Here is an 18930-nt window from a genome sequence, read left to right as displayed (position 1 = left end):
CCTTGGTCAAAAATATGAGGGAGGCTCGCCATGAGTGAACTCGAGATCAGCAATATCAGCAAGGATTACGGCGCAAGCCGGGCGCTTCATCCCGTGTCGATCACTGTCGAGCGGGGCGAATTCGTCACCATTCTCGGTCCTTCCGGCTGCGGCAAGTCCACGCTTTTGCGCATACTCACCGGCATCAGCCAGCCTTCGGGCGGCGAGATCCGGCTGGGTGGCAAGCGCATCGATCAGGCGCCGCCGGAAGCACGCGATATCGCCATGGTGTTCCAGTCCTATGCGCTTTTCCCGCATATGTCGGTCGCCAAGAATCTCGGCTTCGGGCTGAAAATGAAGAAGGTCGCGAAGGATGAGCGGGTGCGGCGTATCGCCCATGCGCTTGATATCTGCAATCTCACCGGGCTGGTGGATCGCATGCCCCGGCAATTGTCCGGCGGCCAGCAGCAGCGTGTGGCACTGGCGCGCGCCATCGTCATGCAGCCGAGCCTGCTTCTGTTCGATGAGCCGCTTTCCAACCTCGACGCCAAACTCCGCGATACGCTGCGCCATGAGCTGACCGAGCTTCACCGCCGCATCGGCGCCACCAGCCTCTACGTGACGCATGATCAGGCCGAGGCCATGGCGATGTCTGACCGGATCGTCGTCATGAATGCCGGTCGGGTGGTTGAGATCGGCACGCCGCTTGAGCTTTACCGCTCGCCGAAACACGCCTTTACCGCCGGCTTCCTCGGCCAGACCAATCTTTTGCCGGTCTCCGCTGATGGCCAGCAGGCGCAATTGCCATGGGGTCAGCTGGTGACGCTGGACCGCGCAGCCACCGGCAATGTGCAGATTTCCGTTCGTCCGGAAAACATCCAGATCCGCGCCGATCAGGCCGGTGAGGGCACGGTTTCCGCTGTCTCCTTCATGGGCGCCAATGCGCTCTATACGGTCGAGATCGGCGGCCGCCAGATCCGGATCAGCCAGTCCGGTGCGGAAACTCTTATTGATGCCGGGCAGAAGGTCGCCCTGCAGTTTCCCGGTTCGGTCCATCTTCTCGATGACAGGATGGCGGGAGAGGCGGCATGATGGCCGGGCTCTTTCGAAACAGGCGCGCCCAGCTTCTATTCCTGCTTTTGCCGGGTGTTGGGTATCTTCTGGTCTTCTTCGGCGGGCCGCTGCTGTCGGCGCTGATCGGCAGCTTCAGGCAGGAGGATGGCAGTTTCACGCTGATGTTCTACCAGCGGATTTTCACCCGTGCGTCGATGATCCGAGGTCTCACCACCTCCATCTATTACGGCGTCATGCCTGTCATCGTCTCGCTTGCGGCCTCGGTGCCGCTGGCGCTTCTGATCCGCAAGAGCTTTCTCGGTCGAAAACTGTTCAGCGGCCTTTACAAGCTGCCGATGGCGGTACCGGGCATCATCGTCGGCCTGATGGTGATCGTCGTTTTTGAGAGGGGCGGTTTTCTCGACCGGCTGGTCGCGCCGCTCGGGCTGGAACTGCCCAAGCTCGTACGCGACGACTGGGGCGTCGGCGTCATCCTCGCCAGCGTCTGGAAGCAGATACCCTTCATGACGCTGATCATCACCAGCGCCTTCGCAGCCATTCCCGAGGATATCCGCTATGCCTCGCGCACGCTTGGCGCTTCGCGGTTGAAGACATTCTTCTTCGTGGAGGTGCCGCTCGCCATGCCGGGCATCACCGCCGCCATTCTTCTGACCTTCATCGGTTCCATGGGCTCCTATGCCATTCCCGACATTGTCGGCCCGCCGACGGCCCGGCCCCTTTCGGTGCTGATGGTCAAGGAATTCAACCAGGGACGTTTCAACCAAGTCTATGCCATGGGCATGGTGCTGAGCCTCTTCGCGGTCTCCGTGCTGCTGCTCTATTATTCCCTGACATCCCGCATCGGCCCCGGCCAAACCCGCGGAGACGCATGATGAGCGCTATAACTCTCGATCCCCCCAGCAGTGCCCGTCGCCGCGCCTTTACGCCGGAGGACCGGATTTTCGTTTCCATTGGGCTTTATGGCGCGCTGACACTCGCTATCGCCGTGCCGCTGGCGCTTATGTTCCTCTGGAGCATTGCCGACGGCTGGTCGCCGCCGCTCATCGTGCCAAAGGATTACACCACGGCGCGCTGGGCGAGCATCCTGAGCGATGGCAGCCTCATCCGCGCTGCGGTCAACAGCATCCTCATCGCCATCGTCGTCACCTTCCTGACTGCGGCCATCGCCTTGCCCACCGCCTGGGCCATGGCGCGTTTTCCCTTCCGGCTGAAACGGCTGGTGGAAATCTTCATTCTGGCGCCGATCATCATTCCCGGGCTTGTCGTCGCCGTTGGCATCGGTCAGGTGTTCCTTCTTTTCGGCCTCGCTTATTCGGTGACGGGCGTCATCCTTGTGCAGATCGTCGGCACCCTGCCGCTGATGATCCGGCTGATGACGGCGGCGCTGGAGACCATTCCCGATGATCTCATTCATGCCGCCCGCTCGCTTGGCGCGGGAGCGGTCGGCATAGTGCTGCACATCATATTGCCGCTGGCCGTGCCCGGCCTTCTGGCCGGCGGGCTGATGTCCTTCATCGGCAGCTTCGAGGAATTCGACAAGTCCTTCATCGTCGGCGCGCCGGTCGTCGAGACCCTGCCGATCAAGCTCTACATGTATCTCGATCCCTATTCGATGCAGCTGCCGCTCGCCGCCATCGTCTCCTTCATCCTGCTTCTTCCCGCACTCATTGTCTTCATCATTGCGGGCCGCATCCTGCGCGATGATCTGATGGCGGCGGGTATGGGGAAAATCTGATCCGGGCAGTCAAACCCGGTAATTGCAACGTCCGAAAGTGAAAATCATGCACCAGACCCTTGCTGCCTCCCGCAATACCTCTAATCCCTGCAATGTGCTTGCACTCTGCTCGCGAGACAATCCGGCCATCCTGACCATCGCCCATCGCGGCTTCTGGACCGCCACTGCGGAAAACTCGCTCGCCTCCGTCCGCGCTGCGATCGCGGTCGGCGTCGAGATGATCGAGATCGACACGCAGGCGACGACCGATGGCCGGCTCGTTGTCATTCATGACGAAACGCTCGACCGAACCACGACGGGCAATGGAACGGTGAGCGCGCTACCTTTCGAGGTGGTCCGCGCAGCGAAGCTGAAGGCCGGCGCAGGCGGCGAGGCCGCTGAGGTGACCGATGAATGCGTGCCGACGCTGGAGGAGTTGCTGGAAGAGGCGCGCGGCAGGATCACCGTCAATATCGACACCAAATTCACCCGCGATCTGCCGCAGGTCATGGAAACCGTGCTGCGGCTCGGCGTCGAGGATCAGGTGCTGGTGAAGACCGATATCGATCCCGAAGCGGGCCGTTTCGAGGTGCTGAACACTGACTGGTTCGGCAAGATCCCGCATATGCCGATGTTCCCGGTCCGGAAGGGCAAGTTCGCCGAGGATCTGCGCCGTATCGAGGCGTTGAAGGCGCCGATGATCGAGGTGAAATTTACCGACATTGCCGATCTTACCGAAGGCCGGGCCGAGATGGAGCGCCAGAATATCCGCCTGTGGATCAACACGCTTGATGTGTCCCATTGCGTTGATTTCGACGATACGCGGGCGCTTTCAAATCCCGAAACCGTGTGGGGCGCTCTTGCCGAGGCCGGCGTCGGCGCGATCCAGACGGATGAAGTCGAAGCCTTCACGGGCTGGCTGAAGGCTGGCGCCGGCGAGACGGGCAGGGCGTGGAGACGATGAGCGAGCGGCTCGAACGCGCCGTCGCCATCATCGAGGAAGCGATGGGCCTTGCCCTTCGCTTTTTCGAGGCACGCGATGCCATCGCCACCCGGACGAAGGGTTTTCAGGATTTCGTCTCGGAAGCCGACACCACGGTCGAAAAGCTCATCCGCGACCGTCTGGCGGCCGCCTTTCCCGGCGAAACCGTGCTGGGCGAAGAAATGGGCGGCGTTGCCGATGACGCCTACTGGATCATCGATCCCATCGATGGCACCGCCAATTTCCTGCGCGGTTCGCCGCTCTGGGGCATCTCGCTCGGTTTCGTGCGGAGCGGCCAACCGGAACTCGGAGTTGTGGCCATGCCGGTGTTTGCGGATATCTACGCGGCGGCTGATGGGACCGGGTTGATGCTGAACGGCAAGCCGCTTGCCCGTCAGGTGCCCTTCGAGGCTGTGCAGGTCATGTCGCTCGGCGACAGCGCCGCCGGCGATGCGGCGGAAGTGGCGGCTCTCAATGTCGGGCTTCGGCATGCGGGCTGGGTGGTGGAATCCATCCGCTCGACATCGATCGGCCTTGCCTTTGCCGCGCGCGGCATCTTCGACGGCCATCTGCAGAAGCTGACGACCATGTGGGACATCGCCGGCGGCGTCGTTCTCGCAAGGGAAGCGGGTCTCGATGTCCGCATCGGGACGCGCCCCGGCAGCGGCATCCCCTGGGTTGCCGCCGCCACGCCGGCGCTGATGACGGCGACGGAGGGGCTGTGGCCGGAGATTGCGGAGAAAGCATCGACGGAACCTGCGTGAGATGCCGCGAACATCGATGCCGGGTGTTGCTGAAGCACCCGGCATCTGCGGTTTATCCACGTTCGGTCAGTTTCCCCGAGCCAGCGCGACGGCATCCGGGCCTGCCGGAAAACGAAGCTGGCCGGATACGTCATGGACGGCATTCCAGACCGTCTCGGCGACATCATCTTGCGTGGTCGTCATGGCTGGCGTGGCGAAACCTTCCAGGATTGGCGCGGCAAAGCCCATGTAGTCGTCCGGCAGCAATTGCTCCAGCGGCAGGATGGCGTTTGCGGTGAAACGGGTCGTCGGCGCATAGCCGGGTTCGACCAGCTTCACGCGGATGCCGAAATGACCCAGCTCATGCGCAAGTGAACCGGAAAAACCCTGTATTGCCTGCTTGCTGGCGGTGTAGGCGGCGGCGAGCGGGAAAGAGGCGAGCGTGGCGCTGGAGGTGACGTTGACGATCGTGCCGGACCGGCGTTTCCGCATCTGCGGGATGATCGCCTGCGTCATTGCCATCACACCGAAGCTGTTGGTGTCGAAGATCGTACGGATTGCCGACATGGGTGTCGCCTCGAAAGCCCCGACCATGCCGATGCCGGCATTGTTTACCAGCACGTCGACCGGGCCTGCCGTATCGATCAGGGCCGCGATGCTCTTTTCGTCCGTCACATCCAGAGGAAGGACGCGCAACCGTCCGGTATCGTCACCGAAGTGGCTCGCATCCGGATTTCGCATGGTCGCGATGACGTTCCAGCCGCGGGACAGAAAGAACGCGGCGGTCGCCTTGCCATAACCAGACGAGGTGCCGGTGATGAGGATGGTCTTGGTCATCATAAATCTCCATTGTTTGATGCCATTGGAGATAGACAACGTTATCTGGATGATATATGCTTAATAAGCCGAAATTTATTATTGATCGTCCAGAGAATGGATCCACTCAGCGATATTATCGATCTTCTGCGCCCGAGTGCCGCCGTGTCCAAGCCGATTTCCGGACGGGGCCGGTGGGGCGTGCGTTATCGCGCTTATGACGCTCCGGGTTTTGCAATCGTCCTTTCCGGCGCGGCCTGGGTTCTGCTCGAGGGCCGCGACCCCCTGCGGCTGGCGCGCGGTGATTTTCTGCTCCTGCCATCGACGCCGGCTTTCTCGCTCTGCAGCGATACCGATGTCGAATGTATTCCGGTGGAGCCGCAAGACCGGGCGGTCCGGCATGGTGAACAGGAGGGAGAGCCGGATTTCGTTGCGCTTGGGGGAAGCTTCATGTTCGAGCGGATCAATGCCGCGCTTTTGCTTTCGCTGATTCCCGGGCTGATCCATGTGCCGGCGGGCGAGGGCGGAGCATCCCGGCTGGCGCGCCTCATAGAATTGCTGTCAGAGGAATGCGCCAGCGAGGATGCGGGCAAGGAACTCATCATCCGGCGCATGCTGGAGGTTCTTTTGATCGAAGTGCTGCGTCGTCCCGGCGCCGGCAGCGAGGCTATTCCGGCGGGGCTGGTGAAGGGAATGCGCTTGCCCGGGCTTGCCCGCGCCTTGTCTGCCATGCATGCCAATGTCCGCGCGAACTGGACCGTGGCCGAACTGGCCGGGATCGCCGGCATGTCGCGCTCGGCCTTTGCCGCGCGGTTTAATGAAGTGCTCGGTTGCGCGCCGATCGAATATCTAGCGCGCTGGCGGATGGCGCTTGCCAGGGACGCGCTGATGCGCGGCGTAAAGTCGCTCGATCATATCGCCGAGGAGATCGGCTACGAATCCGCCAGCGCATTCAGTACCGCTTTCCGCAAAAGAAACGGTGTCGCTCCGGGAATCTTTGCCCGCGCAAATGGGGACAGAAGCTGGCAGCAGGTAGGTTTTCTCTAGCAGTTGCCTGTCATGACGATGAGGGCACCCGGATTATCTTAAGGGAGGGCGGAATAGGCGCATTCGCTTCACAGGTGCAGACAGCCGGCAACTTAATCCATTACTGGGTAAGAAGGCTGCCGAATAACAGCGGCTAAGCCCATCCCTTCAACGCCCTGCCTGAATAATAGCTGGGTGTCGTGGCACGGTAGATCGGTATGCTGGCGGCACCAAGATGCGGCAGGTCGCTCATCATCGATTTGCGTATTTCGGGGGGTTCGACGAAGAAATCCTCGCCGAGCATTTCCAGCGAGCCGATGCGCTGCACGATATGTTCGAGAATCCAGTCGGGTAGCGATCCGCCAAAAATGATGGCACCGGGATCGATCGTTCGGGCAACGGTCAGTGCGAGCAAGCGAAGCTGTTCTGTCGCTCTTTCAAGCCAGGCGACCACGGCAGGGTGATCCGAATAGCTTTCATCGATATCCTTCAGACGCCTGATATCCATGCCGTGAGCGGCCAGCGTGTCGCAAAGGTCCTGTCCCGAAGGACGCGGATGGGATTTTGGAAACAGGCCGCCAAACTCACCCGCATTGCCGTTCGTCCCGCGATAGAGATGGCGCTGCACCACCACCGCGCCGCCGATGCCGTAAGTCAGCCAGATCATCGCAAAATTGCGGATGCTTCGGCCTGCGCCGTAATATAGCTCAGAAAGAATAACGGTATTGCCGTCGTTTTCGTGAAAGACCGGAAAATCAAAATAGGGCTGGAAGTCTTTGTCGACATCGATGTCATGCCAGCTCTCGAATTGCCTGATGCGGAACACATGGCCACGGTCTCGTTTGAAGTGGCCCGGAAAGCTGATGCCGCAGCCAAGCACATCCATTTTTTTGACCTTTGCTTTTTCGAGCACCTGGCGTGCGGCGGCCTCCGCCGTTTCCATGATGTGCTCGAAGCTGTAGTCCTCCAGGTCAGATCTGACTTCGTGCCTTATCGTGCCATTGAGATCTGCGATGCAGACCCGCAGGTCATCTGGATTGAAGTAGACCCCGAGTGTGAAAAGCCCGTTCGGATTGATCTCGATCGCGGTAGACGGTTTCCCGCGCTTGCCGTCGTTGCGTGCTTCCTCAGCCTCGATGATGAGGCCGGATTCAAGAAGGCTGGATGTCAGACGCGTCAGCGTCGGTGCCGACACATCCATCTCGCGCGCCAGTTCTATACGGGACATGCCACCCTTGCCGCGCAAAATCTCGAGCAGACGCCGTTCATTGTAGCCGAGGTCGATCAAGCCATTCTCCCGCGAGACGTAACGTCGGATTGAATAGCGCAAACGACGCGATTGTACAGCGAATTTCCCGGTCCGGGTTTAGCGGCGATGCTGTAACTTTATTAGAATACCTTTTTTTATCAGTGCGATAGGGCGTTTTAATTTTTGTAACGAATTCGCGCTTGACTTATTAATTTACGTAAAGAAAATAAATATCAGACAACGAGCTGCGACGACAAAAACAAAAAAAATTTAGGTCGCGGGACATCGTGGTCAGGGAACAAAAAAACGGAGCACCCTTCATGCGTCAATCATGCACTATTTTCGCGCGCCTTGTTGCCGGCGCAACCTTCCTTGCCAGCGCGGCTTTCGCCCATGCCGAAGGTACCGTCGTGGTCTATTCGGCAGCGCCGCAGCAGCTTATGGATGAGTTGTTGCCGCTGTTTGAAAAGAAGACCGGCACCAAGGTCGAGCTTGTCAAAGCCGGTTCCGGCGAGTTGATGAACCGCATCAAGGCGGAAACCGGCAAGGCAGCGGGTGATGTGATCTGGAGCGTTGATGGCACTGTCATCGACTTTTCCGCCGACCTCTTCGAACCTTACAAGCCTGTCGAGGCAGCATCGATCAACCCTGCCTTTTCGCCGAGCACCAACTGGGTTCCCTTTACCGCAGTCGTTACGGCCTTCATCGTCAATAAGGAAGCGCTGAAAGGCGCACCGGTTCCGACTTCCTGGGCCGATCTTGCGAAGCCTGAATATAAGGGCCTGATTTCCTCGGCTCGCGCCGATCAGTCCGGTTCCGCCTATATCCAGATGGCAACGGTTTTGCAGGATTTCGACAGCGAGGAGAAGGGCTGGGAGGTCTATACCGGCATTCTCGGCAACTCCGTCCTGTCCACATCGTCAGGCGCGGTTCCGCGTTTCGTCAATGATGGCGAGCAGGCGGTTGGCATTACGCTCGAAGACGCCGCCTTGCGCTACAAGCTGGGCAGTGCCCCAGTAGAGATCGTTTATCCGAAAGAAGGCACGGCGATCGCACCTGACGGCATGGCGCTCGTCAAGGGCGGGCCCAATGCCGAAAACGGCAAGGCCTTCATCGATTTCATCGTCTCCAAGGAAGCGCAGGAAGTGGTGGTAAAGGCCGGTCGGCGTTCCGTCAGAACCGATGTCCCGGCCAATGCGGCGCTTGTCCCGCTGTCTGATGTTCCGGATGCGAAATATGACTTCAAGTGGGCTGCGGACAATCGCTCCCGCCTGATGGAAAAATGGAACGAGATCCTGCTCGACGTCCAATAAGACGTTAAGGCGGCGGCGAAGGCCGCCGTCCTCACGGTATCGCATTCATACTCGCATTTTTGTCTCGTCCACCGTGGTCGTGTACCGCGCAGGATATGTCATGGAGCAGCACATGGCCGCCGTAGAAATTACCAGCATCAAAAAAAGTTACCGGGATGTCGTTGCTCTCTCCGACATCAATATCTCCATTCCATCAGGATCGTTTTTTACGCTTCTCGGACCGAGCGGTTGTGGCAAGACCACGCTTCTGCGCACGATTGCCGGTTTTCATCAGCAGGATAGCGGCAGCATCAGCATCGAAAGACAGGCGATCGAACATGTTCCGGCCCATAAGCGTGATGTCGGCATGGTCTTTCAGGATTACGCGGTCTTTCCGCATATTTCGGTGTTCGACAACATCGCCTTCGGCCTGAAGCAGCGCAGGGCATCTTCAGCCGAGATCCGCGAGCGGGTAGGCAAGATTCTCGATGTCGTGCAGCTCGCCCCCTATGCCAAGCGTATGCCGCATGAATTGTCCGGCGGTCAGCAGCAGCGCGTCGGTCTGGCGCGTGCGCTCGTCATCAACCCGAAAGTGCTGTTGATGGACGAACCCCTATCCAACCTTGACGCCAAACTTCGCGTGGATTTGCGGCGAGAACTCCGCGAGATCCAGCAGGCGATGAACATTACCACCGTTTATGTCACCCATGATCAGGAAGAGGCGCTTGCCATGTCCGATCTGGTTTGCGTCATGTATGGCGGCGTCATTCAACAGGCCGCGGCGCCCTGGGAAGTCTATAACAATCCCGCCAACCGCTTTGTCGCGTCTTTCGTGGGAGCAAATAACTTTCTGACGCTTGACCGTTCTGGGGGGCAGACTTCCATTTCCGGCCATAAGGTCGCGTTGCCGCAGGCGGACGCAGTTTCGCCGGAACGGAAGATCGTCGCCGCCATCCGCCCGGAGGCGATTGCCGTCGGTCCTTGCGCGATTGATGGCGATGAACGCATCGAACTGCCCGTGACCATAAGGCAGGTCAGCTTTACCGGCCGCGAAATGAACGTTGCCGCCGTGCTTTCGTCGGGCGAGGAGATCGAGGCGATCACCAAGCCATCGCCGGAGATCATCGGGCTGCAGCCCAACCAGAAAACCACATTTTCCTGGCGCACGGCCGATGCGCAGCTGTTCGGCGAGGGCACAACCGGGGAGCGCCTGTCATGACGGATATCACCGCGACTGCGACCGCCGGCGGCTTCCGCCTGAGACTGCCGGGCTTCTGGACATGCGTGACGGTGTTTGCCGTCATCCTGCTGGCGATCTTTCTGATCCTGCCGATTTTCAGCGTGTTCTTTATCAGTTTCTTCGATGCCAAAACAGGCGCATTCGGTTTCAGCAACTATGCGGAAGTGTTCACACGGCGTTTTTATACGGTCGCACTCTGGAATACGCTTCTCATCGGGGTGCTGGGCATGCTGGGCGCCTGCCTTCTCGGTATTCCGCTTGCCTTTTGTACCTCCCGCTATCGCATCAAGGGGCGCACTTTCATCGCCACATTTGCGGTGCTGGTGCTCTGTGCGCCGCCATTCATCGGTGCCTATGCCTGGATCATGCTGTTCGGTGCCAATGGTGCTGTCACGAATCTCCTGTCCTTCGCCGGCATTTCCCTGCCGACGATCTACGGAATCCCGGGTATCGTGATGGTCTTCAGCCTGAAGTTCTTTCCCTACATCTTCCTGATGACGGAAAATGCGCTGAACACCATCAACAAGTCCTATGAGGACGCGGCGGAAAACCTCGGCTGCACGGCGTTCCAGCGGTTCCGCAAGATCACCCTGCCGCTGGTCTTTCCGGCAGTCAGCACGGGCGCGATCATCTGCTTCGTGCTGTCCATCGCCGACTTTGGAACGCCGGCAATCCTCGGCAAGGGCATCAGAACGCTTTCGACCATCGCCTATGCGCAATACACCTCCGAAATGGCTGGTACGCCGACCATGGCGGTGACGATTTCCATGGTGATGATTGCGATCTCCATGGCGGCACTTCTGTTGCAGCGGCATATTCTTGCCAAGCGCCGCTACGCCAGTTCGCTGACGAACCGGCCGGTCAAGCAGTCCATGCGACCGCTGAAATCGTTCATCGTGCACGGCTTCTGTTATTTTGTCGTGCTCATCGCCATGCTGCCGTCGCTCACGGTCATCTATACGTCGTTCCTTGCAACCAGCGGTCCCGTCTTTACCGGCGGTTTCGGATTGGACAGCTACGCCCGCATCCTTCGCGATTCACCGCAGGCGATTGCCAACAGTTTCACGTTTGCACTGGCCGCCGTCGTGCTTATCGCCATCGTTTCCGGCCTGCTGTCCTTCATCGTGGTTCGACGCGACAATGCGGTCTCCGGTTCGCTCGATCTTCTGCTGATGGTGCCTTACCTCATCCCCGGCGTCGTCATGGCGATCGGCTACGTGACGACGTTCCGTTATCCGCCCTTTGATATCACCGGGACGGCGCTGATCATCATCCTTCTGGTGTTTATCCGCCGGCTGCCCTATGGCGTTCGCTCGACGACATCAATCCTCAGGCAGATCAAGCCGTCCATCGAGGAAGCCGCGGTCAATCTTGGGGCTTCTCCGGCAAAGACCTTCGTATCGGTGACGGTGCCTCTGATGCTGCCTGGCCTCATCATCGGTTCGCTGATGAGCTTCATCACTGCCATCAATGAACTCTCCTCGACGTTGATCCTCTACACCGCCCGCACGATCACTATGCCGGTGCTGATCTATATCCAGGTGATCGACGGAGAATTCGGCACGGCGGCTGCGTTGTCCACCCTGCTTCTGGTCAGTACCGGGATTTGCGTCTTCGTCGTCTTCCGTTTGTCGGAAGACAAGGAAGCATCCTTCGTCTGACCGCTTGCAACCCTCATGAAAGACTAAAGCAGCGGCGAGCGGCGCGTCGCCGCCTGCTCCCCTCTGCAAGGAAACAATACGATGAATATCGCGAGCTTTTCGCAATCGAAATACAAGAATTCCGCAACGCCGGGGGACGATGTGGCCATTCTTCTTCCCGGACGGGTCCTAGCCGTTTTTGACGGTGCGACTGACCCGACCGGTGTGAATTATGGCGGGCTGAGTTCCGGCCGCATTGCCGCGCTTGCCGCCGCAAATGCGGTGGCGGAGATGAGCATCCAGGATGCTTTGCAAAATTGCGAGGCAGCCACGCTGTTCCAGACCATCAGCGATATCCTGAAAAAGGAAGCCGAGCGCATCAATGCCAGCCACCCACCATCCACCACGCTCGCTATCGTTGCCGATATGGGGGACAGTTTTCGGCTGCTTCTGGCTGGCGATTCCGGTGTGCGCATCAATGGGGACAGGCTGTTGCAGCATGCCAAGCTCATAGACCGGGTCAGCACCTCGGCGCGCATCCACGTCTTCAAACAGCTTTTCGCGTCAATTGGGGATGGTGATGCAGCGGAGGCCAAAACCCGCGCCACCATATTTTCCGGCCTTCGTGCTGCGGTCAAAGCCGGGATCATGAGTGCGACGGACGCGGAAACAGTGATCACAACAGCTGCTACCGCAAGCGGCCTTCAGGCCGAGATCGAAGCCGTGGAAGAGTTTCTGATGGGCGGTATTCGCGTTCAGCCACGCTACGCAAACAGACAAGGCCATGTTTTGGGATACGCCTCGATCAATGGCGGGATGGTGATGGAGGAGGGGACGATCGACCTGTCACTCGCAAAGGACACGATCAACAGCCTGGAAATCTTTACCGACGGTTATCTCTCACTACCTGCCGGGGTCGACGTCGCCGACTGGGAAGCCGAATTCGCCCGCGTCGAAGCGGCAGATTTTCACAAGCTCAATGACTATCCATCGGTAAAGGGATCAACATCGAGTGAATTCAGCGACGACAGGACGGTGATATGCCTGAAGGCGCGGTGAGAGAGATCCGTGCCGACAGCTATTTTGTTACCTCCGCCCTTTTATAGTTGCGTTCACTCCAGAGCAAGGCTTTGCGCAACGGATCGAACCTCGCTTCGATGATCGCGCCGACGAAGAGGATGTGATCGGCGGCATCGATGGAACCGACAAGGTTGCAATCCATGGAGAGCAGGGCCCCGGAAAGCCTTGGGCTTCCCGAAGGCCAGACATCCCAGTTGCCGACGGAAAACCGGTCCGGCTGGTTTCCTTTTCCGGCAAACACGTCGGCGATCTCCTCCTGTCCTCTGGATAGCGCTGCGAGGGAAAACCGTCTGCTTGCAGCGATGAGATCGACCATGCGGCTGCTGGCGTCGATGGAGATCATCAGAAGCGGCGGCTCGGCGCTGAGGGGCATGAAGGATGTGATCGTCCGCCCGATCCGCTCCCCGGCGTGTGAGGCCGTGGCCACGGCAACCGTAAAGGCAAGCCCGGCCATTGAATCCTTGAATTCACGCGGCGAGATCGTTGGAGAGGTGGCGGCCTTCAGTGGAATATGCGCGTGATTGACCACACCGCCATCGATCAGCCTGAAATTATGAGACATGCAGTGCCGGGCTAACCGCCCGCTCCTGGATTTTTTGAGAAAATGGACATCTTGGCCGCAGCGCCGTTCATGATATCGGCGTTATCAGGCGGGTTCCCTTTCTGGTACACCCTTGGCCAGATGCCGGAATAATGGCGGTTGAGGTCTAGCCAGACATGCAGCCCCGCTTCGGTATCCGGCCGGATGGCCGCGGCGGGACATTCGCCCTCGCAGATCCCGCAGTCGATACATTGATCGGGATGGATAACGAGCATGTTCTCGCCCTCGTAGAAACATTCCACCGGACAGACTTCCACGCAGTCCATATATTTGCAGGCGATGCAGTTTTCGGTGACGACATAGGGCATTGAGACGCTCGAATGGAGTTGCAGCCGGACGGCGGCTGTCCGGCTGCGCCTGACCCGGCCAGCCACCCAGGGCAGCGGCAACGACCGGATCGGTGGGACTTAAATCAGAGGCGGGCGGCGACCGCCTGCCAGTTCACCAGATTGTCGAGGAAATTTTCGAGATAAGCCGGGCGCTTGTTGCGGAAATCGATGTAGTAGCTGTGTTCCCATACATCGCAGCCTAGAAGCGCCTTCTGCCCGAAGCACAGCGGATTGACGCCGTTTTCCGTGCGGGTGATCTTCAGTGTGCCATCGGTATCCACCACCAGCCACGCCCAGCCCGAACCGAATTGCGACGCACCGGCTAGGGCGAAATTCTGCTTGAACAGCGCGACCGAGCCGAAGGACTGCGTCAGCGCATCTTCCAGCACCTTCGGGATCGCATGATTTTTTGGGCCCATGATCTCCCAGAAGATATTGTGGTTCCAGTGCTGGGAGGCATTGTTGAAGATGCCGGACTGCGCCACCGCACCCTTCTCATAGGTGCCCCGGACGATCTCTTCGAGGCTCCTGTTTTCCCACTCGGTGCCTGAAATCGCCTTGTTGAGATTATCGACATAGGCCTTGTGGTGGAGATCGTGATGAAACTTCAGCGTCTCCTCGGACATGCCTGCAGGGGCGAGCGCATCATGGGCATAGGGGAGGTCGGGAAGCTGGAAAGCCATTGGTATTCCTTTGTCAACTGTTCGCTCAAGAGCATGGAAAGAGCCTTGCAAAAACAAGGTGACAATAGTTCTAGGACCTCAATCACGGTTGAGGTCAAGCGGTTTTTCGAGGATAAATTCACCCGACTGCGGCTTATAAAATATGCGTCCGGTGGCGCGGGTTACCGCTTGCTTGCGTTGACGGTGGCGACCCATTCTTCGAGCGCCCTGCGGATTGCCGTGCCCGCATCTTCCCCGCGGACAAATGCCCACCATGTATGTGCGCCTTGCCAAACGGCGGCCATCTGCCACCCCAGCCGCAATGCTCTCTCCTCGTCGCGGGCAAGGCGGCGGCCAAGCGCGTGGGCAAGGGTGTGTCCCCAGAGGGCACCTCTCGCCCGCAGCTTCGGATTGCGAATGTCTTCTCTGAGCAGCAGCAGTCCGTCACTGGCGTTTTGTTCTGCGGCTTCAGAGGTCATGAGGCGCATGAGAAGGGCTATGGCGCCCTGCGGCGTCAAGGGTTCCTGCTCATCGGCCGTTTCCGTTTCCGCCTGCAGCTTGTCCCAGGCGCGCAGAAGCACGGTTTCGACAAGGTCTTCGCGCTTGCCGTAACGCTGCACCAGGGTGGCCGCAGATAGGCCGCAGGCCTTTGCAGCTGCGGCAAAAGTCAGCCCGTCAGGGCCTATCTGCAACATGAGGGGCAGCAGTGCGTCCAGCACCTGATCATCTGAAATAGACTTGTGTCTTGGCATGGCTTATATATAAACGTATATTCATTTATAAATCAAGGAGGATAATATGGCAGTCATTCGCGGGTATATCGCGGCGAGCCTGGACGGCCGGATCGTTTCTGGAGACGGCTCGCTCGACTGGCTCTACAAATATGATGATATGGACCTTGGCGAACACGATTACCGACGTTTTATCAAGGGAATTCGAACCGTTGTCATGGGGCGTGCGACCTATGATTTCATTGCCAGCGAACAGTCACCCTGGGCTTATGGAGATCAACGCGTCATCGTCGTCACCTCGAGGCCGATCGAGGAGCCCAAGGGACCTCTGGAGGTGCGCAGCGATGTGGGCTCTTTGATGGAGGAACTGCGCGCTCTCGATGATGGCGATGTCTGGATCCTGGGCGGCGGAAAGCTGCAGATGGCCTTTTTGGAGCGCGGCGCACTGGATGAAATCGAGATTTACCTAATTCCGGAAATCCTCGGCTCAGGCGAACCTCTTTTCCCGCTTACAGGTCACCGCGCAAGCCCCACTCTTGTCAGCGCAAAGGAAATCGAAAAGGGCTGCGTTCGATTGCACTATCGCTTCTCGTGATGCTCTTAGGTTCACTTACACGATGGGCGGCAAGGAACGACGGAAACGGCCCGCCTGTTACTCACCGCCCTGTTACGCGATTTGAGACCTAAAGCCCGAGAAACTTGAAAGGCTTGGTGTCCTTCAAGCTTTCGTTCGCCATGCCTGAATAGATGTTGATTTGATTGGGCCCGAGGTCGAGTTTCTTGACGGCACCGGTCTCTTTCGAAAGATCGAGTTTCGTCATGTCGATCCAGAAGATATTCGGCGTGAGCGCGGACTCGAAGAAATAGAGCTTGCGCTTGTGGTCTATCACCGTGCGCCAGCGGGTAGAGGAAATATTCGGCTGGTCCGGCGTGGTGATACCATAGGGAACTGAGACATTGCGGATGACGCTGAAGACGCTGGCTATGGCCTCGACCGGATTTTCGCTCTTGGGAATGGCATTGGCATAGAATGAGGCCCGGGCAAACCTGTCCGATGCGCGGTTGGTGCCCGGCAACATGACGGTACCGCCAATCTGCTTCCAATATTCGTTGAGCGCCAGCTGGTGATCGAAGGTCGGCGAATTGGTCATGACCTGATATTGACGGCCGTGATGGATAACCTGTTTGCCGTCGATATATTCGATGATCGCGCTGTCACCCGTCGCGTCCGAAAGGGAGAGGTGTAAGGTCGCCAGACGTTCTTCACCGGGGACATTGTCGGTGACGATGGTGAAGGGGTTTTTCTCGAGTGCGCTGACGGCCTCGTCCACGGTTGCGAAATTGTCGAGCGCATATTGCGCCCAGGCGGCGATGGACAGGCCCGGCGATTTTCCGTCATAAGCGGGATAGCTCGACTCCACCAGCCAGAGAACGTTTGCTGCAAGGCCTGCCTCATTCATGCCGTCGGTCGTCGAAATATCATAACCCGACGCAATGACGCTGCCGTATTTCGAGGTCCATTTGATCGAATTCGGACCTGCCTCGCCGGAGCGCTCCATGCCGCGGGGGAAGACCCAGATATTGGTTCCCACATCCGTTTTCCAGTCCATCGACCGCGCCGTCATCACCTGATCATTTTCGCCCAGATAAACGAAGCGCGTGCAGGCTTCGGCAACCGATGTGGCAAGCGTGGCGACAGACAATATCGCGGCAGTGCAGGCGGAAAAAAACGGAAGGGTCTTGGGGCGCATGGGAACGTCTCCGGTGCTCGCGGTGCCAATACAGCGTATGATAGAAAATCGGACTTGTTGGCGGGAGTCAAATAGGTTTAGCTACGGGCGATTAGTTGGGGAGAAGGCATTGCTAAAATTATCAGTTTTTGCAGCCGTTATGGCTTTTTCCGCAACCGCGGCCGCAGGTGCGGACGACGTTGTTGCCGCACCCGCGAAGGTTGATGGCGGGGCCGACTGGGCGTTCCAGGCCACGGGCTATCTCTGGGCGACTGGCTTGAATGGCAACATATCGCCGTTCCGACGGGCACCGACCCTGCATGTGGAGAAATCCTTTTCAGATGTCATGGATGATCTTAATTTCGGTGGGTTTCTCAACATCTGGGGGCGTTACGACCGTTTCGTCCTTTCCGGCGATTTGATGTATGTCGATACCACCGGCAGCAAGGCAGCCGGTCCGTTGCCGGCGCTGCAAATTCCGGGTTTGCCAACCTTGCCGGCCGGTGCCGCTGTCGGTGCGAATGTGGACACACAGGAATTCATGGCGACGCTGCAGGCGGGTTACCGTGTTATCGATGCGGATGGATTTTCTCTGGACGCGCTTGCCGGCGCGCGCTTCTGGCACATTTCCAATGACGTTGCGGTCACTGCCAGCCACCCCCTGATCGGCAGCGTTTCCGCCAGCCATAGGGAGAGTTTCGGCTGGGTGGACCCCGTCATCGGCGCGCGGGCCTTTTTCAGCCTGACGGACAAGCTGTCCGTTCAGGGACAGGTGGATATCGGCGGTTTCGGAGCAGGATCCGATCTCACCTGGTCAGCCCTCGCGACGGTCAACTATGTCTTTACCGACACATTGTCGGTCTCGGCGGGCTACAAGGTGCTTGACGTGGATTACTCCTACGATGGTTACGTTTTCGATTCCCGGCTGAGTGGACCGGTCGTCGGGTTGACTTACCGGTTCTGACCCTTTGCCCCCGGAGTGACCTTGACACGACCCCCTTGGAGTCTAGACGGGGTCTCGTGTTCATTAGGGAGTAAAGATATGAAATCGCTGGCAAGCCTCTCGGCGTTCGTTGGCAAGACCTTTGCCATCTGGGTCATCCTGTTTGCCGTACTCGGCTTCTTTTTTCCGGATACGTTCAAGCAGATCGCACCGTGGATCGTGACGCTCTTGTCGATCATCATGTTCGGCATGGGGCTCACACTTTCGGTCGATGACTTCAGGGAAGTCGTAAAAAGGCCGTTCGATGTGACGATCGGCGTGCTTGGGCAGTTTCTCATCATGCCGCTTCTGGCGGTGCTGCTCACCCGCATCATTCCGATGCCTCCGGAAGTCGCGGCGGGCGTCATTCTTGTCGGCTGCTGCCCGGGCGGAACATCTTCCAATGTCATGACCTATCTCTCCAAGGGCGATGTCGCCTTGTCCGTTGCCTGCACCTCGGTCACCACGCTTGCCGCGCCGCTGGTGACGCCGTTCCTCGTCTGGCTGTTTGCGAGCCAGTTCCTGCCGGTTGACGGCTGGGCCATGTTCCTCAGCATCGTCAAGGTCGTTCTGGTTCCGCTCGCTCTCGGCGCCGCTCTGCAGAAGCTGCTGCCCGGTCTCGTCAAGGCCGCCGTTCCGGCATTGCCGCTGGTGAGCGTCATCGGCATCGTCCTCATCGTTTCGGCGGTGGTGGGAGGATCCAAGGCGTCCATCGCCCAGTCCGGCCTGATGATTTTTGCCGTCGTCGTCCTGCATAACGGGCTTGGCTATCTCCTCGGTTATCTCGCCGCAAAGGCAACCGGCCTGTCACTTGCCAAGCGCAAGGCCATTGCGATCGAGGTGGGCATGCAAAATTCGGGCCTTGGCGCGGCACTTGCCACGGCCTATTTCTCACCTCTCGCCGCGGTTCCAAGCGCCATTTTCAGCGTCTGGCACAATATTTCCGGCGCAATCCTGGCAAACTGGTTTTCCGGCCGGGTGGACGCAGGCTCCGCCAACAAAGCCGCCTGAAGCTCCGCATCTGTCAGGCCGCCTGTAGTTCAGGCGGCCTGACCCTGCC

General features: G+C 58.9%; 20 protein-coding genes. 13 read left to right on the top strand and 7 right to left on the bottom strand.

Going from position 1 to position 18930, the window contains the following annotated elements:
• Positions 1–30 precede the first annotated feature (30 nt).
• From FY152_14925 to FY152_14905, 5 genes are read left to right on the top strand one after another with little or no spacing between them, the layout of a single operon-like run.
• Complete coding sequence (locus FY152_14925) at positions 31–1071, top strand: ABC transporter ATP-binding protein (protein UXS33467.1); 1041 nt, start codon at positions 31–33, stop codon at positions 1069–1071.
• A complete protein-coding gene (locus FY152_14920; protein ID UXS33466.1) occupies positions 1068–1925 on the top strand; it encodes an ABC transporter permease in 858 nt (285 codons plus the stop codon). Before FY152_14925 ends, FY152_14920 begins: the two co-directional genes overlap by 4 nt.
• Entirely contained in the window at positions 1922–2788 is an 867-nt protein-coding gene (locus FY152_14915; protein ID UXS33465.1) for an ABC transporter permease, read from the top strand. The genes FY152_14920 and FY152_14915 overlap by 4 nt, the downstream gene beginning before the upstream one ends.
• A gap of 46 nt (positions 2789–2834) precedes the next feature.
• On the top strand, positions 2835–3731 hold the full coding sequence (locus FY152_14910) for a glycerophosphodiester phosphodiesterase family protein (protein ID UXS33464.1): 897 nt from the start codon (positions 2835–2837) through the stop codon (positions 3729–3731).
• Entirely contained in the window at positions 3728–4513 is a 786-nt protein-coding gene (locus tag FY152_14905; GenBank protein ID UXS33463.1) for a myo-inositol-1-monophosphatase, read from the top strand. The genes FY152_14910 and FY152_14905 overlap by 4 nt, the downstream gene beginning before the upstream one ends.
• A gap of 66 nt (positions 4514–4579) precedes the next feature.
• On the opposite strand, the gene FY152_14900 is transcribed toward FY152_14905, so the two are convergent.
• Positions 4580–5329: an SDR family oxidoreductase gene (locus FY152_14900; GenBank protein UXS33462.1), complete on the bottom strand. Its 750-nt coding sequence runs from the start codon at positions 5327–5329 to the stop codon at positions 4580–4582.
• Between the two features lie 96 nt (positions 5330–5425).
• On the opposite strand from FY152_14900, the gene FY152_14895 reads away from it, so the two are divergent.
• On the top strand, positions 5426–6355 hold the full coding sequence (locus tag FY152_14895) for an AraC family transcriptional regulator (GenBank protein UXS33461.1): 930 nt from the start codon (positions 5426–5428) through the stop codon (positions 6353–6355).
• Positions 6356–6488: 133 nt separating this feature from the next.
• On the opposite strand, the gene FY152_14890 is transcribed toward FY152_14895, so the two are convergent.
• Complete coding sequence (locus FY152_14890) at positions 6489–7622, bottom strand: ROK family transcriptional regulator (protein UXS33460.1); 1134 nt, start codon at positions 7620–7622, stop codon at positions 6489–6491.
• 281 nt (positions 7623–7903) lie between these two features.
• On the opposite strand from FY152_14890, the gene FY152_14885 reads away from it, so the two are divergent.
• The 4 genes from FY152_14885 to FY152_14870 all read left to right on the top strand — a co-directional run bounded on the left by FY152_14885 (position 7904) and on the right by FY152_14870 (position 12814).
• Positions 7904–8896: an extracellular solute-binding protein gene (locus tag FY152_14885; protein ID UXS33459.1), complete on the top strand. Its 993-nt coding sequence runs from the start codon at positions 7904–7906 to the stop codon at positions 8894–8896.
• 112 nt (positions 8897–9008) lie between these two features.
• Positions 9009–10094, top strand: coding sequence for an ABC transporter ATP-binding protein (locus tag FY152_14880; protein UXS33458.1), 1086 nt, complete (start codon positions 9009–9011; stop codon positions 10092–10094).
• Entirely contained in the window at positions 10091–11776 is a 1686-nt protein-coding gene (locus tag FY152_14875) for an iron ABC transporter permease (protein UXS33457.1), read from the top strand. Before FY152_14880 ends, FY152_14875 begins: the two co-directional genes overlap by 4 nt.
• 81 nt (positions 11777–11857) lie before the next feature.
• Positions 11858–12814, top strand: coding sequence for a hypothetical protein (locus tag FY152_14870; GenBank protein ID UXS33456.1), 957 nt, complete (start codon positions 11858–11860; stop codon positions 12812–12814).
• A 19-nt stretch (positions 12815–12833) separates the two neighbouring features.
• Here the strand turns inward: FY152_14870 and FY152_14865 are convergent, their stop codons facing one another.
• From FY152_14865 to FY152_14850, 4 genes are all read right to left on the bottom strand, one after another.
• Complete coding sequence (locus FY152_14865) at positions 12834–13397, bottom strand: flavin reductase (GenBank protein ID UXS33455.1); 564 nt, start codon at positions 13395–13397, stop codon at positions 12834–12836.
• An 11-nt stretch (positions 13398–13408) separates the two neighbouring features.
• Positions 13409–13744, bottom strand: coding sequence for a ferredoxin family protein (locus tag FY152_14860; GenBank protein UXS33454.1), 336 nt, complete (start codon positions 13742–13744; stop codon positions 13409–13411).
• 104 nt (positions 13745–13848) lie between these two features.
• Positions 13849–14448: a superoxide dismutase gene (locus FY152_14855; GenBank protein UXS33453.1), complete on the bottom strand. Its 600-nt coding sequence runs from the start codon at positions 14446–14448 to the stop codon at positions 13849–13851.
• Between the two features lie 161 nt (positions 14449–14609).
• Entirely contained in the window at positions 14610–15179 is a 570-nt protein-coding gene (locus tag FY152_14850; protein UXS33452.1) for a TetR/AcrR family transcriptional regulator, read from the bottom strand.
• A gap of 46 nt (positions 15180–15225) precedes the next feature.
• On the opposite strand from FY152_14850, the gene FY152_14845 reads away from it, so the two are divergent.
• Positions 15226–15753, top strand: coding sequence for a dihydrofolate reductase (locus tag FY152_14845; GenBank protein UXS33451.1), 528 nt, complete (start codon positions 15226–15228; stop codon positions 15751–15753).
• A gap of 88 nt (positions 15754–15841) precedes the next feature.
• On the opposite strand, the gene FY152_14840 is transcribed toward FY152_14845, so the two are convergent.
• Positions 15842–16909, bottom strand: coding sequence for a linear amide C-N hydrolase (locus tag FY152_14840; GenBank protein UXS33450.1), 1068 nt, complete (start codon positions 16907–16909; stop codon positions 15842–15844).
• Positions 16910–17048: 139 nt separating this feature from the next.
• Between FY152_14840 and FY152_14835 the strand changes: the two genes are divergently transcribed.
• On the top strand, positions 17049–17852 hold the full coding sequence (locus FY152_14835; protein UXS33449.1) for a hypothetical protein: 804 nt from the start codon (positions 17049–17051) through the stop codon (positions 17850–17852).
• 78 nt (positions 17853–17930) lie between these two features.
• A complete protein-coding gene (locus FY152_14830) occupies positions 17931–18881 on the top strand; it encodes a bile acid:sodium symporter family protein (GenBank protein UXS33448.1) in 951 nt (316 codons plus the stop codon).
• The last annotated feature ends 49 nt before the right edge of the window (positions 18882–18930 follow it).

It is taken from the genome of Agrobacterium tumefaciens (genome assembly GCA_025560025.1).
Lineage (GTDB): Bacteria > Pseudomonadota > Alphaproteobacteria > Rhizobiales > Rhizobiaceae > Agrobacterium.
The sequence above is the reverse complement of the archived record's forward strand: the minus strand, read 5'-3'. Positions and strand labels throughout refer to the sequence as shown.